At 59.6% G+C, this 14,947-nt stretch carries 13 protein-coding genes and 3 tRNA genes; all 16 read right to left on the reverse strand.

What is annotated here, in order from left to right; translation table 11 throughout:
- Positions 1 to 69 precede the first annotated feature (69 nt).
- Positions 70 to 146: transfer RNA gene (locus tag N018_RS17515), tRNA-Asp, on the reverse strand.
- A 115-nt stretch (positions 147 to 261) separates the two neighbouring features.
- A tRNA-Asp gene (locus N018_RS17520) sits at positions 262 to 338 on the reverse strand.
- A 60-nt stretch (positions 339 to 398) separates the two neighbouring features.
- A tRNA-Val gene (locus N018_RS17525) sits at positions 399 to 474 on the reverse strand.
- Between the two features lie 149 nt (positions 475 to 623).
- Positions 624 to 1,388 (reverse strand): SDR family oxidoreductase, encoded by a 765-nt coding sequence (locus N018_RS17530; RefSeq protein ID WP_080265740.1) that lies wholly within the window; start codon positions 1,386 to 1,388, stop codon positions 624 to 626.
- Between the two features lie 38 nt (positions 1,389 to 1,426).
- The gene (locus N018_RS17535; RefSeq protein ID WP_024645683.1) at positions 1,427 to 2,638 is read right to left on the reverse strand and encodes an O-succinylhomoserine sulfhydrylase; all 1,212 of its coding nucleotides are present in this window, start codon (positions 2,636 to 2,638) and stop codon (positions 1,427 to 1,429) included.
- Between the two features lie 20 nt (positions 2,639 to 2,658).
- A complete protein-coding gene (gene purF / locus N018_RS17540) occupies positions 2,659 to 4,167 on the reverse strand; it encodes an amidophosphoribosyltransferase (RefSeq protein WP_024674337.1) in 1,509 nt (502 codons plus the stop codon).
- Positions 4,168 to 4,177: 10 nt separating this feature from the next.
- Complete coding sequence (locus tag N018_RS17545) at positions 4,178 to 4,765, reverse strand: CvpA family protein (RefSeq protein ID WP_024645685.1); 588 nt, start codon at positions 4,763 to 4,765, stop codon at positions 4,178 to 4,180.
- A 118-nt stretch (positions 4,766 to 4,883) separates the two neighbouring features.
- Entirely contained in the window at positions 4,884 to 5,552 is a 669-nt protein-coding gene (locus N018_RS17550) for an SPOR domain-containing protein (RefSeq protein ID WP_025390348.1), read from the reverse strand.
- Complete coding sequence (gene folC / locus N018_RS17555) at positions 5,536 to 6,840, reverse strand: bifunctional tetrahydrofolate synthase/dihydrofolate synthase (RefSeq protein ID WP_025390349.1); 1,305 nt, start codon at positions 6,838 to 6,840, stop codon at positions 5,536 to 5,538. Before folC ends, N018_RS17550 begins: the two co-directional genes overlap by 17 nt.
- Complete coding sequence (gene accD, locus N018_RS17560; protein WP_025390350.1) at positions 6,837 to 7,757, reverse strand: acetyl-CoA carboxylase, carboxyltransferase subunit beta; 921 nt, start codon at positions 7,755 to 7,757, stop codon at positions 6,837 to 6,839. Before accD ends, folC begins: the two co-directional genes overlap by 4 nt.
- Positions 7,758 to 8,007: 250 nt before the next feature.
- Positions 8,008 to 8,628, reverse strand: a complete 621-nt coding sequence (locus tag N018_RS17565) for a phosphoribosylanthranilate isomerase (RefSeq protein WP_007253378.1) — start codon at positions 8,626 to 8,628, stop codon at positions 8,008 to 8,010.
- Positions 8,629 to 8,688: 60 nt separating this feature from the next.
- Complete coding sequence (gene truA / locus N018_RS17570; protein WP_032632829.1) at positions 8,689 to 9,513, reverse strand: tRNA pseudouridine(38-40) synthase TruA; 825 nt, start codon at positions 9,511 to 9,513, stop codon at positions 8,689 to 8,691.
- 159 nt (positions 9,514 to 9,672) lie between these two features.
- Positions 9,673 to 12,465, reverse strand: coding sequence for a FimV/HubP family polar landmark protein (locus tag N018_RS17575; RefSeq protein WP_025390351.1), 2,793 nt, complete (start codon positions 12,463 to 12,465; stop codon positions 9,673 to 9,675).
- A 108-nt stretch (positions 12,466 to 12,573) separates the two neighbouring features.
- Positions 12,574 to 13,587: an aspartate-semialdehyde dehydrogenase gene (locus N018_RS17580; RefSeq protein WP_024645690.1), complete on the reverse strand. Its 1,014-nt coding sequence runs from the start codon at positions 13,585 to 13,587 to the stop codon at positions 12,574 to 12,576.
- An 85-nt stretch (positions 13,588 to 13,672) separates the two neighbouring features.
- The gene (locus tag N018_RS17585) at positions 13,673 to 14,233 is read right to left on the reverse strand and encodes a DUF1285 domain-containing protein (protein ID WP_024645691.1); all 561 of its coding nucleotides are present in this window, start codon (positions 14,231 to 14,233) and stop codon (positions 13,673 to 13,675) included.
- A gap of 42 nt (positions 14,234 to 14,275) precedes the next feature.
- Positions 14,276 to 14,878, reverse strand: a complete 603-nt coding sequence (locus N018_RS17590) for a DUF4823 domain-containing protein (RefSeq protein ID WP_024645692.1) — start codon at positions 14,876 to 14,878, stop codon at positions 14,276 to 14,278.
- Positions 14,879 to 14,947: the final 69 nt, after the last annotated feature.

The raw sequence follows: 14,947 nt of genomic DNA on the forward strand, positions 1-14,947 counted from the left end.
AACAAAAAAGCGACTCTATGGTCGCTTTTTTGTTTGCTTCAAGGAGTTCAAGGGCCTTGAAGCGGTGTATGGCGCAGCGGACGGGACTCGAACCCGCGACCCCCGGCGTGACAGGCCGGTATTCTAACCGACTGAACTACCGCTGCGTATCGCTGTAAACCTGCTTGAAACAAACCTGATGTAGTTTGCTTCCTGTACATCTGACTGAAAGGCCCTTGAGCTTTTCAATCGCAGACCCGGCGAACCCGGTCTGTACAAATATGGCGCAGCGGACGGGACTCGAACCCGCGACCCCCGGCGTGACAGGCCGGTATTCTAACCGACTGAACTACCGCTGCGCATTGTGTACTGTTTTCTGCATCTGGAAGCTCTCGAACTTCAACTTCCAAACTCAACGATGGTGGGTGATGACGGGATCGAACCGCCGACCCGCTGCTTGTAAGGCAGCTGCTCTCCCAGCTGAGCTAATCACCCTTTGCTTCGTTGAGGCCGCGAAATTTACGCACCTAACGAACCTAAGTCAATAGCCTGATTGAAGTTTTTTAAAAACCCGCCTCAATCGCAAAACCCTTACCACACATCAAAACTACAGCACAGAGTCAATCGCAGCACACTGCTCGAAACTATTCGGCATAGACCATCTTTCTGGTCATCCCGCCGTCGACGACGAATTCCTGACCGGTGACGAAACCTGCATTGCGCGACAGCAACCAGGCGACCATCGCCGCAACATCTTCTACCGTCCCTACCCTGCCCGCAGGGTGCTGGGCATGATCGGTCTCGGATAACGGCTCGGCACGACGCAACGACGGATCGCGCGCATCGATCCAGCCAGGGCTGACAGCATTGACCCGAATCTCGGGCCCCAGGCTGATCGCCAGTGCATGCGTCAGAGCCATCAGACCGCCCTTGCTGGCCGCATAAGCCTCGGTATCAGGCTCGGACTGGCGGGCACGCGTGGAAGTCAGGTTGACGATGCTGCCGCAGTGCGCACGCAGGTAAGGTGCACAATGCTTGGCCAGTAGCATCGGGCCGCCCAGATTGACCGCCAGCACCCGATTCCAGTGCGACAGCTCAAGGCTTTCCAGCGTGGTGTTATGCGGATCGGCGATCGCTGCATTGCACACCAGGGCGTCCAGACGACCGAACTGCCTGAGCACTTCGGCCACCCCTGCTGCGACCTGATCTTCAATGGCGACGTCCATGCCGATGAACAAGGCATTGTCGCCCAGCACCTTGGCCACCTTGGCGCCACGCGCACGATCAAGATCGGTCAGGACCACTTGCCAGCCCTCGGCAATCAGCCATGCGGCAATGCCGAGCCCGATGCCGCGAGCGGCACCGGTCACCAGCGCGACGCGACCATTGTGGGTGCCAGCAAATTTCAGCGCCCACTCCTGCCCTGTTCCAGCACTCACTGTGTCATTCACAACGCCGCCAGACCTCGTGCAAGGTCCGCCTGAAGGTCTGCGACATCCTCAAGACCCACCGCCACCCGGATCAGGCTGTCACGAATCCCTGCCGCTTCACGCTCTTGCGGCGCCAGACGGCCATGGGACGTGGTGCTCGGGTGAGTGATCGTGGTTTTACTGTCGCCCAGGTTGGCAGTGATCGAAATCAGGCGCGTGGCATCGATAAAGCGCCATGCGCCGTCCTTGCCACCCTTGACCTCAAAGCTCACCACTGCACCGAAACCCTTTTGCTGACGCTGAGCCAGCTCATGCTGCGGATGGCTCTTGAGCCCGGCGTAATGAACCTTTTCGATGCCATCCTGCTGCTCCAGCCACTCGGCCAGAGCCTGCGCATTGGCGCAATGGGCACGCATGCGCAGGTTCAGGGTTTCGAGGCCCTTAAGGAAGATCCAGGCGTTGAACGGGCTGAGCGTCGGCCCGGCCGTACGCAGGAAACCGACCACTTCCTTCATCTGCTCGCTGCGACCGGCCACCACACCGCCCATGCAGCGGCCCTGGCCGTCGATGAACTTGGTGGCCGAATGCACAACGATATCTGCGCCCAACAGCAACGGTTGCTGCAAGGCTGGCGTACAGAAGCAGTTGTCGACGATCAGCATCGTGCCTTTGGCATGCGCGATCTCGGCCAGACCGGCGATGTCCACCAGCTCGGCCAACGGGTTGGACGGCGATTCAACGAACAACATTTTGGTGTTGGACTTGATGGCCGCATCCCAGCCACTCAGATCAGCCAGCGGAACGTAATCCACCTCGATGCCGAACCGTTTGAAATACTTGTCGAACAGGCTGATGGTCGAACCAAAGACACTGCGCGAGACCAGAACATGGTCTCCCGCACTGCACAGGCTCATCACTACCGCCAGCGTCGCCGCCATGCCGGTGGCCGTGGCGACAGCCTGCTCGGCGCCTTCAAGCGCAGCAATGCGCTCCTCGAAGGAGCGCACCGTCGGGTTGGTATACCGCGAGTAGACATTACCCGGCACTTCGCCCGCAAAACGCGCGGCGGCATCGGCCGCCGTGCGAAATACGTAGCTGGAGGTGAAGAACATGGGATCGCCATGTTCGCCTTCCGGTGTGCGGTGTTGCCCGGCACGTACGGCGAGAGTATCGAAACCCACACCTTCAAGGTCGCTGTCCAGCCGACCTGCATCCCATTCCTGAGTCATGCCGCCCACTCCTTGTCCGATTAGTTGTTGTACAGGTCGATGATCGCGCTCACTGCCTGGGTCTTGACCTTGGAGGCATCGTTGCGCGCATGCTCGATCCGGTTCAGGTAATGCTCGTCGATATCGCCCGTCACATACTTGCCGTCGAAGACCGAGCAATCGAAGTTGTCGATCTTGATCTTCTTGCTGCCACTGACCGCCTCGATCAGGTCGTTGAGATCCTGATAGACCAGCCAGTCGGCACCGATGAGGTCGGCGACGTCCTGGGTAGTACGGTTGTGGGCGATCAACTCGTGAGCACTCGGCATATCGATGCCGTAGACGTTGGGGTAACGCACTGCCGGGGCAGCGGAACAGAAGTAGACATTCTTGGCACCGGCTTCGCGGGCCATCTGGATGATCTGTTTGCAGGTTGTGCCGCGAACGATCGAGTCATCCACCAGCATGACGTTCTTGCCACGGAACTCCAGTTCGATGGCATTGAGCTTCTGACGCACGGATTTCTTGCGCGCAGCCTGCCCCGGCATGATGAAGGTGCGACCGATATAACGGTTCTTGACGAACCCTTCGCGAAACTTGACGCCCAGATGATTGGCCAGTTCGAGCGCAGCGGTGCGGCTGGTGTCCGGAATCGGGATGACCACGTCTATGTCGTGATCCGGACGCTCGCGCAGGATCTTGTCGGCCAGTTTCTCGCCCATGCGCAGACGCGCCTTGTAGACCGAGATGCCGTCGATGATCGAATCCGGACGCGCCAGATAGACGTGTTCGAAGATGCACGGCGCATATTTCGGATTGGCTGCGCACTGGCGGGTATACAGCTTGCCGTCTTCGGTGATGTAGACCGCTTCGCCCGGGGCCAGATCGCGGATCAGGGTAAAACCCAGTACGTCGAGCGATACGCTTTCCGAGGCAATCATGTACTCGACGCCTTCGTCGGTATGACGCTGGCCGAACACGATAGGACGAATGGCGTCCGGATCACGGAAACCGACGATGCCATAACCGGTGATCATTGCCACGACTGCGTAACCGCCACGGCAGCGATGGTGTACGTCGGTCACGGCCGCGAAGATATCTTCTTCAGTCGGCTGCAACTTGCCACGCACGGCCAGCTCATGAGCGAAGACGTTGAGCAGCACTTCCGAATCGGAATTGGTGTTGACATGGCGCAGGTCGGATTCGTAAATCTCCTTCGCCAGTTGCTCGACGTTGGTCAGATTGCCATTGTGCGCCAACGTGATGCCGTAAGGCGAGTTGACATAGAACGGCTGGGCTTCGGCCGAAGTCGAACTGCCCGCAGTGGGATAGCGCACATGACCAATGCCCATGTGCCCGACAAGGCGCTGCATATGGCGCTGATGAAATACATCACGCACCAGTCCGTTGTCCTTGCGCAGGAATAACCGGCCATCGTGGCTGGTTACGATACCGGCAGCGTCCTGGCCGCGGTGCTGGAGGACGGTAAGCGCGTCATACAGCGCCTGATTGACGTTCGACTTGCCGACGATACCGACGATGCCACACATGCCACAACCCCTACTTAGTGGAACTGGATTTACCGAGCACATCCTGCTGTGGTGTATACGGCAGGATCTGTTCCTTGAACGGCAGGTCAGCGGGTACGCTGATGCCGCTGGCAAGCCACTTGCTGGACATCCCGAGAATCAGGTTTTTAGACCAGTCAGCGACCATGAGAAATTGTGGCACCAGCCTGGACTGTTGCCACCATTGATCCTGTTGCACCGGCCCGAGGCTCAAAAGCCCCACCGCGACAACGACAAGCAGGCCTCCGCGCGCTGCGCCGAAGACCATGCCGAGAAAACGATCGGTCCCGGAAAGCCCGGTGACGCGAATCAGTTCGCCTATAAGAAAGTTGACCATGGCGCCCACCAGCAGGGTGGCGACGAAAAGAATGGTGCAGCTCGCGATGACGCGGGCCGAAGGTGTTTCTATGTAATTGACCAGGTACTGCGACAACCCTGCGCCAAACATCCAGGCCACTACGCCTGCAATGATCCACGTCGTCAACGACAGTGCTTCTTTTACGAAGCCGCGTTTCAGACTGATCAGGGCGGAGATGGCGACAATTCCCAGAATTGCCCAGTCAACCGGAGTAAATGGCACGTTGCAGCCTGCAGACAGATGAGGCGGCGCATTTTAGCAGAGCGCCCGCCTGCCGGTAAGCAGCGATTACCGGCGAAAGGCATTTTACTTCACTGCAGCAGCACCAGGTGCCGGACGGTCAGCCTCGTTCAGGCTGAAAGCGCACCACAATACCTTTGAGTTTCTGCTGTTTGTCCAGTTGATCACGCAGACGATCAGCTTCTGCACGCTCGATCAGCGGCCCGACAAATACCCGGTTCACACCGTCGGAAGTACGGATATAGGCATTGTAGCCCTGAGTGCGCAACGTCTTTTGCAGGTTATCGGCATTGGCTCGATTGGACATGCTGGCCAGCTGCACCGACCAACTGATCGACAGGCCATTGGCATCAACGCCAGCCGGTGCAGCGGGCTTGGCTGGAGCGGCCGGAGCAGGCGCCGGAGCAGAGGGTGCTGGTGCTGGTGCAGGCGCCGGTTTGGCTACCGGTTTCTGCGCTGGCGCTGTGGTTGCCGGTGGCGCTGACTGGGCAGGTGCTGGCGCAATCGGCATGGAGGGGGCTTGATTGCCTGCCATGTCGTCATCGCCAGGAACAGGTTCCTGAGGCAGCACCTGTGGCTCCTGGACCGGCACAGGATCGACACGAACCTGTGAAGCCGCGGGTGCCTGGGGTGCCGACGGCGCTTCGACCTGCACATGGCGAGTTTCATCTTCCCGCGTGAAGAGCATCGGCAAAAAGATGACTGCCACAGCGATCAACACCAGCGCTCCAACCATCCGCTGCTTGACTACGTTATCCAGCAAAGCCATTTGCAGCTTCCTCGTCGGTGTGCAGGGCCAACCATTCCAGGGCCTCGGCAACACAATAAAAAGATCCGAACAGCAGAATTTCATCATCGGCCGTGGCATGCGCGCATTGAGCCTCCAATGCCAGCGCAATACTCTGATAGGACGTCACGCGAGCGCCAAGGTTCTGCAATGCTGCCTGCAACTCTTCGGCAGGCCTGCTGCGCGGTGTGGGCAACGGCGCGACGGCCCATTCGGCAATGATCGGTGACAGAGGAGCGACTACTCCCTCAAGGTCCTTGTCATTCAGCAGACCGAACACAGCGCGGCGCTTGCCGACAACCGGGAATTGCGCCAGACGCTGGTGCAGAAACTGCGCGGCATGCGGATTGTGACCAACGTCCAGAAGCAGATTGAGGCGTTTGTCCTGCCAGTGCACAACTCGACGATCAAGCCGCCCGGCAAGCCGGGTGCGAGCCAGAACCTGACCCAGCGTTGCGGACTGTAGCGGATACCCCAACAGGGCATACAGCTGGAGGGCCAGCGCGGCGTTCTGCATGGGCAGGTCAAGTAATGGCAGACCGAGCAATTCAACCTGCTTGCCCTGTGCCACGCCGCGCCAGTCCCAGCTGTCCGGGCCAACCGTCAGGTCGAAATCCTCACCGCGCAACAACAACGGGCAGCCCAGTTCACGAGCCTTGTCCAGCAACGGTTCGGGCGGAACGGGATCGCCACACAGCGCCGGACGACCGGATCGGAAGATCCCGGCTTTCTCGAACGCAACGGACTCACGGCTATCACCCAGCCACTCCGGGTGATCCACACCGATACTGGTCACCAGCGCGAAATCCGCATCGATCAGGTTCACGGCGTCCAGACGACCACCCAGGCCGACTTCCAGCACCACAGCGTCAAGCTGAGCGCGCTCGAACAGCCAGAAAGCTGCCAGCGTGCCCATTTCGAAGTAAGTCAGGGTGACGCCATCGCGCGCTGCTTCGACGGCCGCAAAGGCTTCGCACAATTCGTCATCAGTCGCTTCAACGCCTTGCACCCTCACCCGCTCGTTATAGCGGATCAGATGCGGCGAGCTGTAGACACCTGTCTTCAAACCCTGGGCTTGCAGCAACGCGGCGATAAAGGCGCAGGTTGACCCCTTGCCGTTGGTGCCGGTGACAGTGATCACCCTGGGGGCAGGCCTGGTCAGGCCCAACTGCTGCGCCACCTGTTGCGAGCGATCCAGTCCCATGTCGATGGCAGACGGATGCAATTGCTCCAGGTAGGCGAGCCAGTCGCCCAGGGTTGCCGGGGTCATATCGAGGCCGGAGCTGGCGGAACTACAATCGGTTCAATGACGGGCGCAACAAAGCGCGGTGTAGGCAGGTCCATCATCTGCGCAAGCAGATTACCCAGCCGTGGGCGAAGCTCGCTACGAGCGATGATCATGTCGATGGCACCGTGATCCAGCAGGAACTCACTGCGCTGGAAGCCTTCCGGCAGCTTTTCGCGCACGGTCTGTTCGATAACGCGAGGACCGGCGAAACCTATCAGCGCCTTGGGTTCGGCAACGATGACGTCACCCAGCATGGCCAGACTCGCGGAAACGCCGCCGTAGACAGGATCGGTGAGTACGGAAATGAACGGCAGCCCTTCTTCGCGAAGACGCGCCAGCACGGCAGAAGTCTTGGCCATCTGCATCAACGAGATCAGCGCTTCCTGCATGCGTGCACCGCCGGAAGCGGCGAAGCATACGAACGGGCAGCGATTTTCCAGCGCGTAGTTGGCGGCACGTACGAAACGCTCGCCGACAATGGCACCCATCGAACCGCCCATGAACGAGAATTCGAATGCCGAAGCCACCACCGGCATGCCCAGCAGGGTGCCGCTCATCGAGATCAGCGCGTCTTTCTCACCGGTCTGCTTCTGGGCTGCGGTCAGGCGGTCCTTGTACTTCTTGCCGTCACGGAATTTCAGACGGTCCACCGGCTCCAGATCAGCGCCCAGTTCGGCACGGCCTTCGACATCCAGGAAAATGTTCAGACGCGCGCGCGCGCCGATACGCATGTGGTGGTTGCACTTGGGGCAGACGTCCATGGTCTTTTCCAGCTCAGGCCGGTAAAGCACCGCTTCGCAGGACGGGCATTTGTGCCAGAGGCCTTCAGGAACCGAGCTTTTCTTGACCTCGGAACGCATGATCGATGGGATCAGTTTATCTACCAACCAGTTGCTCATGCTTTGTTTCTCCAGTACCGGTGTGGCTCGAACGGCCGACGTTTAAACGCCAGTCGCATGCCCTCGGGTAAATTCGTGTATGGACGATGATGAAGGGGCAGCGATCGGCCCGTGGCCTGACCTGCACACCCTTCAACCCGGTTTTCGCAACAACGACGGTGCACATTGGCACCCTCGCCTATTTGATTCGACCCGCATCTGTTGCGGCGGGAACAGGCTTATGGACGGCGGCCGAACCGCAGCCGTCACATCAGACGCCCTGCACCGCACTCATGAACGCCAGGATCTTTTCGCGATCCTTGATGCCCTTGCTCTTTTCCACCCCACCGCTCACATCCACGGCATAGGGCCGGACCTGAGCAATGGCCTGCGCAACGTTGGCCGAGGTCAGCCCACCTGCCAGAATGACCGGCTTGTCCAGATCATCCGGAATCAGCGCCCAGTCAAAGGTTTCGCCAGTGCCGCCGGGTACACCTTCGACATAGGTGTCGAGCAGTACGCCTCGTGCATTGCGGTAAGCGCGGCACGCCTGGGCAATGTCGTCGCCCGCCTTGACCCGCAAGGCCTTGATATAAGGACGATGATAACCGTCACACTCTTCTGGCGTTTCATCCCCATGAAACTGCAACAGATCCAGCGCAACAGCCTCCAGTGTTTCATTGAGTTCGCAACGACTGGCATTGACGAACAGGCCGACGGTGGTCACGAACGGCGGCAAGGCGGCGATGATCGCGCGCGCCTGCTGGATCGTCACCGCACGCGGGCTTTTGGGGTAAAACACCAGGCCAATGGCGTCGGCCCCGGCCTCGACCGCGGCGAGAGCATCCTCTATGCGGGTAATCCCGCAGATCTTGCTGCGAACGGCTGACATGTGGTGAAAACCTCAGTCCTTTCGGAAAGTCCCGGATGTTAGCAAATGCTGTTCAGGCCGTCAGCCGTCAAGTTCTGCGAAGCCTGTAAGAAAGTGCGGACCGATGTAGCGGTCCGGCAGCGGAAACTCGTCGCGATACTCGACCTGAACCAGATATAAGCCATAAGGATGGGCCGTTACGCCGCCGGTACGCCGCACGCGACTCTCCAGCACATCACGCGCCCACTCAACCGGACGCTCGCCGGTACCGATGGTCATCAGCACACCGGCGATGTTGCGCACCATATGGTGGAGGAAGGCGTTGGCACGCACGTCGATCACAATCATCTTGCCGTGACGGGTCACACGCAGGTGGTGCAATTGCTTGATTGGAGACTTGGCCTGGCACTGACCCGCGCGAAATGCGCTGAAGTCATGCGTTCCCACCAGATACTCGGCGGCCTGCGCCATGCGCTCTACGTCCAGCGGACGATGATTCCAGGTGATTTCCTGATTCAGATGCGCCGGGCGGATCTGATCGTTGTAGATCACGTAGCGATAGCGGCGAGCGATGGCCTTGAAGCGTGCATGAAAGCTGGCAGGCATGACCCTGGCCCAGCTGACGCTAATGTCATGAGGCAGGTTGATGTTTGCGCCCATGACCCAGGCTTTCAGCGAGCGCTCCGCCTGCGTGTCGAAATGCACCACTTGCCCACAGGCATGCACGCCTGCGTCAGTGCGCCCGGCACACATTAGCGAAACAGGCGATGCAGCCACTTTCGAAAGCGCGTCTTCGAGGGTTTCCTGCACGGTCAGTACACCGGACGCCTGCCGCTGCCAACCGCAATAGCGCGAGCCTTTGTACTCCACGCCCAGCGCGATTCGGGAAAAGCCCTCGGCTGCCATCTCGGCGGCCGGGTTATCTATGTTCGCCAATGTGGTAGAGCCTGTCGGTTCGCGAAAAGTCGGCCATTATACGGTCGCAAAAAAAACACGCTACTCAAGCCGAACGCTTGAAAGGCAAACGGCCGCATAAGCGGCCGTTTGCAGAATGGCAGGTTTGAATCAGGCCAGGCGCGAAAGCATCTCACGCGCTTCCGTCTTCTGACCCTCATCGCCTTCGGTAACCACCTCGTCGAGGATGTCCCGCGCCCCGTCGGCATCGCCCATATCAATGTAAGCACGCGCCAGATCAAGCTTGGTCGCCGCCTCATCAGTACCGGACATGAAGTCGAAGTCAGGCTCGTCATCCAGCGCTGCTGCATCCTCGGCGGTGAACCTTGGCTCGTCGAGCGGAGGATGCTCAAGGTTCTGAGCAAGACGATCCAGCTCGGCATTGACGTCATCGATTTCGCTGGCGAATGCCTGACTTGCCTGATCGGTTTCAATCTCGTCGGCCAGCGACAGGTCGAAATCTTCCGGCAGCTCCAGATCGTCGCTGACAGGCGGCGTGGTCTTGCCCAGATCAAGCGAGTCATCGCCAAGACCCAGCAGGAAGTCATCTTCATTCTTGAGCGCCGGGTCTTCTTCGGAAAGATCCAGATCGAAGTCGGCCAGCTCTTCAGTCGAAGCGGCAGCCCGCGCTTCTTCCTGCTGCTGCATGATCGACTCAAAGGTCAGCTCTTCGTCGTCAGGCACAGCGGCTGTTATTGGCGCGTCCGGTTTCGGCTCGTCCAGCGTCAGATCATCAAGATCGTCAACGGTCGAAACTTCAGGCGTGGTCGTCTCTTCGAACTCGTCCAGGCTCAAATCAAAGTCATGATCGAACTCATCTGCTTCGACGACCGGCTCAGTAACCAGCTGCGTCGCTTGCGGCTCAGGTGCAGCCACTTGCTCTTCAGGCTTGTCAGCAGGGTCGGCCAGCAGTTCTTCTACATACTTGGCATCAAGCTCGGCAGCCAATGCAGCAGCACTGGCCGCAACCGCTGCTGCCGCAACAGCAGGCGCTGCCGAAGGTGCAGCAGCAGTTTCAGAAGCGAGCGGTGCAGCAGGCTTCAGGGTCGAGTTACGTTCTTCTAGCTGCTCGACCTCAGCTTCAGGCTTTCCCGCAGCCACCAGCTTGCGCTCGTGAGCGGCATAAGCTTTGTTATTGCCTTGTTCAGCGTAGATTTCCATCAGCTTCAGGCGAATGTCATCGCGCTTCGGATCTTCCTGAACCGCTTCCTCAAGCAGCTCGACTGCCTGATTCATGCGCCCGTAGGCAATATGAATCTCGGCCTGCACCAGCGGATCAGCCTGACGCTCACGAGTCGCAGCAGCAGCTGCTGCTGCACCGGCAGCGCCCATGCGAACATTCGGCGGCGGCACATCAAGCCCGTCGAAGCTGGCTTGTGGTGTGTCCAGATCCATGTCGGAAACGAACTCGGACTCTTCAGCCAGCGCACGGGCCATGCGCTTGTGTTTCTCGGCCTCAGCCTTTGCAGCGCGACGACGCGCCAGAAACAACAGCAACAAGGCCAGAATCAACAACGCTGCACCGCCAATCAGACCCAGCAGGACCGGGTTATCAAGGACTTTCTGCAGCGTGTCATCTTCTTCAGGTGCCGCCACCGGTTCAACCGCCAATGGCTGATCAGCCGCTGGCGTTGCTACCTGAGCGGCGCCTGCCGGCAAGGCATCTTCGGGAGCGACTTCACCAGGCGGTTTGATCGGGACGCCGTTGGCATCGACCAGCGAAGCAGGTACAGCCGCGTTCGCCGGTGTCGTGGTATCAGGCACCGCAGCAGCAGGCGGAACGGCTGCGCCAGCGGCCTGCATCTTGGCCAACTGACCGTTTTTCAGCTCGATCAGACGCTGCAACTTGTCGAGCTGGCTTTGCAGATCGTTCATGCGGCTTTTCAGCTCGGCATTGTCACGACGCGTGGTATCAAGCGCTTCCTGAGCGACGGCAAGCTTGTTGCCGACATCGTCACCTGCTGCGCCTTTGGCGGCAGGCTTACCGTTTGCCGACACCAGGCTGAGGTTGTCCGACTTATCGACGCTTGACGGAGCAGCGCCTGCACGATCACGACGGGTCGCGTCGACCTGCCGTGTACCGGTCGCAGGCGAACGACGGCCCCCGCGCCACTCGGTGTACTGCCGGGAAACTTCGGTAACGGCCTGAGGCTGTGGCAGCGCAGTGGTCTGCTGAGGCGACGGCAGGCGCAACACCTGGCCTTTCTTCAGGCGGTTGATGTTGCCGCCGATGAACGCATCCGGATTCAGCGCCTGGATCGCCAGCATGGTCTGCTGGACGGTTCCGGCGGTGCGCACTTTCGCGGCGATTTCCCACAAGGTGTCGTTGTTGGCAGTAACGTATTGCGCCGGCTTATCCGTCGCGGGCGGCGGCAATGCCGTGCCACTGGCCGCTGGCGCAGGTGCCGCGGGAGCAGTGGCTTCTACAGACGGCGCTACGGTTGCCAGCTGGGCCGGCGCTGCCGGAGCGGCAACTGGCGCAGGAGCAGGTGCCGCCGCAGCGGCGGGCCGCCCCCGCCGCAGCAGGCTGTATTCACGCAATAACCGGCCATTGGGCCAGAGTACTTGAACCAGAAACTTCACATAGGGCTCACGCACCGGCTTGCTGGACGTAATCCGCAAAACACTTTTGCCGCTCGCGTTGATCACCGGGGTGAACGTGAGGTCATTGAGAAATGCCTGACGCGTGACGCCCGCCTGAGCGAAGTCGGCAGTGGTTGCCAGGCTGGGCACAACTTGCGTTGCGTTGAGCCCCTGCGCCTCGGTCAACTCGATTTCCGCTACCAATGGCTGATTCAGGGTCGACTTGACCGACAATTCCCCGAGCCCCAGCGCCTGCGCCATACCCGATGACAGCGCTGAAGCAGCAGCGATTGCTAATACCAGTTTACGAACCTGAACCATAGCCCATCCCTTGTTTAAAGATTCTCCGACATCCGGAGAGGTAGTCCTGCATTTGGGTGTAAGGCGTCTCGCCGCGAAAAAATTGTTCAAATTATTGCCAAGTATCTTTTACACATAGCCTTTTATCAACAATTCGCCAACCTGCACAGCATTGAGCGCCGCGCCTTTGCGCACATTATCTGAAGTCAGCCACAGATTAAGTTGCTCGGTGTCATCTGTACCACCCCGGACGCGACCGACATAAACCACATCCTGGCCGACTGCATCGCCAACCGGCGTCGGGTAATCGCCTGCATCGACCAGTTCAAGACCGGGTGCGGCCTCAAGCGCGGCGTTGACCGCGGCCAGATCGACCGGACCTGTTGTTCGCAGCGCGACAGTGAAACTGTCACCGAAGAACACTGGCACCTGAATGCAGGTGGCTGATACTTTGAGCGATGGCTGCGCCAACAGTTCGCGCAGCTCATCCACCAGACGCCGTTCCAGCGGCAAGTGACCGGATTCGTCCGGCGTGCCGACCTGAGCCAGCACGTTGAAGGCCATCTGACGGTCGAAGAAGCGGGTTTCCAGCGGGCGTACGTTGAGCAGTTCAGTGGTCTGTCGCGCCAGTTCGCTCACGCCTTCACGGCCCAGCGCCGATACTGCCAGACAGGCCGTTACCGACACGCTGTGCAGATCGAGCATAGTGCGCAAGGGCGCAAGAACCAGAGCGACCGCAGTGGCAGCAGCACTCGGGCTGGCCACCAGATGTACACCCGCGCCACTGGCGCTCAGTAGCGCAGCATTGATCTCCGGCACGATATTGGCCGCTTGCCCGGCCGGGAAAGCGCCCGAAAGGTCGACGACCGAACAGCCCGCCGCCACGGCCTTCTCTGCGTAACTACGGCTGATCGCGGGGCCTGCGGCGAAAAAGGCCAGCCGGACCTTGCTGAAGTCGAACTCGTCGACTTCACGCACTCGCACATTCTTGCCCCGGAACGGTACGGAATGGCCGGCTGATTCGATGCTCGCCAGCAGGTGCAGATTACCGACAGGAAAATCGCGCTCTTCCAGAACCTGTACAAGGGTTTCGCCGACAGTACCGGTTGCGCCGACTACGGCGATATCAAAGGACTGGCTCATGCAAAAACCTCAGGAAAATCAGGGAGCGGCACTTTAACCGCCGTATTGCCGACAGGCAATTGAAGCGCGTCAGCAGCAGGACATTTCAAGGTTCGAGACCGATCTTGAAAAACACCCCGTGACTCCAGACGCCCAACCAGCGCTGGCCGTCGATTTCACGGGAAACCGCCAGCTCGACCAACTGATAGAACACGTTGCGATGGATCAATGCTTCAAGGTTGCTGCGCACCAGAACATAAGGCGCAGGTTCCTGGGTATCGGGGTCCGTCACCACCCTCAGCGGATGCTCAGGCCCGGCTTCGGCCTTGTCTTCCACATTGGTCAGGAAGCTTAGCACTTGCCCCTCACCTTGCCCCTGCACATCGAGACTGACCGCCACGAACGGTGCGTCATCAACCTTGATGCCAACCTTTTCCACAGGTGTGATCAGAAAGTAATCGTCGCCATCGCGTCGCATGATGGTCGAGAACAGCCGGACCATTGGCTTGCGCCCGATCGGCGTACCCTGGTAGTACCAGGTGCCATCGCGGGCGATACGCATATCAATATCGCCGCAAAAATCCGGATTCCACAGATGAACAGGCGGCAAACCCTTGGTTTTGGGAATCTGCGCAAAAAGATCGCCTGCCTTGTTTGAATCGGTCACGCCACTCTCCCGAGATGGTTCAAGGCTGGACGCCAGATATTTCTAGCGCTCCACGCCCAATAGAGTACGAGCGTAGTCTTCAAGAGGCGGACCTAGCAAATCTTCGGGACTTGTATCGTAAAGCGTCAGCAATCCGCCACGGCTGCGAATCCGCGCGCTGTCGATGAGATAGCGTGTGCTGGTCTCGATCAACATCAGTTGAATGACACCGCTGTCGACGCCCAAGCGATCCACTGCTTCCTGATCGGACCATTGATCCCAGTTGCTGATGCGGTCATCGGCCCGGGCGAAACGGGTATAGAGCAGATAATGTGCGCCTGCGCTGCGCGCTTCGGTCATGGCTTCATCAAGCCCCATTGGCGCAGGGGCACGACGGACCATAGGGAAGTATTCGACGAAGCCTTTGAAAGCCTCTTCGGCAACGACGTTGGGACGCGGGTAAGCCTTACCGGGAGGTACAAAAGCGCCCTGGGCGATGTAAATGAATGAGTCAGGCTGCACACGCCAGTTAGCGGTACGACGAGTGCTGCTGTGGTCGAGCAGACCCGCGTCGCTGAATTGCTCGCGAACGCCTTCGCCCATATCACTGACTTTCATGCAGCCATTCAGCGCCAACAGCGCGAGCAGCAGAACCAGGCTACGCATTATCCCCTCCCAGATGCCGGTGACGGAAAACCGGCGAATGGTCGTCGGATGCAGCTTCCGCGCCATGTC

It is taken from the genome of Pseudomonas syringae CC1557, from assembly GCF_000452705.1.
Classification (GTDB): Bacteria; Pseudomonadota; Gammaproteobacteria; order Pseudomonadales; family Pseudomonadaceae; genus Aquipseudomonas; species Aquipseudomonas syringae_F.

Coding starts and splice junctions, on each gene's coding strand:
- truA (WP_032632829.1), bottom strand. CDS start 9,513: ATGGCAGCCGAGGGCTTTTCCCGAATCGCGCTGGGCGTGGAGTACAAA.
- N018_RS17575 (WP_025390351.1), bottom strand. CDS start 12,465: ATGGTTCAGGTTCGTAAACTGGTATTAGCAATCGCTGCTGCTTCAGCG.
- accD (WP_025390350.1), bottom strand. CDS start 7,757: ATGAGCAACTGGTTGGTAGATAAACTGATCCCATCGATCATGCGTTCC.
- N018_RS17535 (WP_024645683.1), bottom strand. CDS start 2,638: ATGACTCAGGAATGGGATGCAGGTCGGCTGGACAGCGACCTTGAAGGT.
- N018_RS17565 (WP_007253378.1), bottom strand. CDS start 8,628: ATGTCAGCCGTTCGCAGCAAGATCTGCGGGATTACCCGCATAGAGGAT.
- N018_RS17590 (WP_024645692.1), bottom strand. CDS start 14,878: ATGCGTAGCCTGGTTCTGCTGCTCGCGCTGTTGGCGCTGAATGGCTGC.
- N018_RS17580 (WP_024645690.1), bottom strand. CDS start 13,587: ATGAGCCAGTCCTTTGATATCGCCGTAGTCGGCGCAACCGGTACTGTC.
- N018_RS17550 (WP_025390348.1), bottom strand. CDS start 5,552: ATGGCTTTGCTGGATAACGTAGTCAAGCAGCGGATGGTTGGAGCGCTG.
- folC (WP_025390349.1), bottom strand. CDS start 6,840: ATGACCCCGGCAACCCTGGGCGACTGGCTCGCCTACCTGGAGCAATTG.
- purF (WP_024674337.1), bottom strand. CDS start 4,167: ATGTGTGGCATCGTCGGTATCGTCGGCAAGTCGAACGTCAATCAGGCG.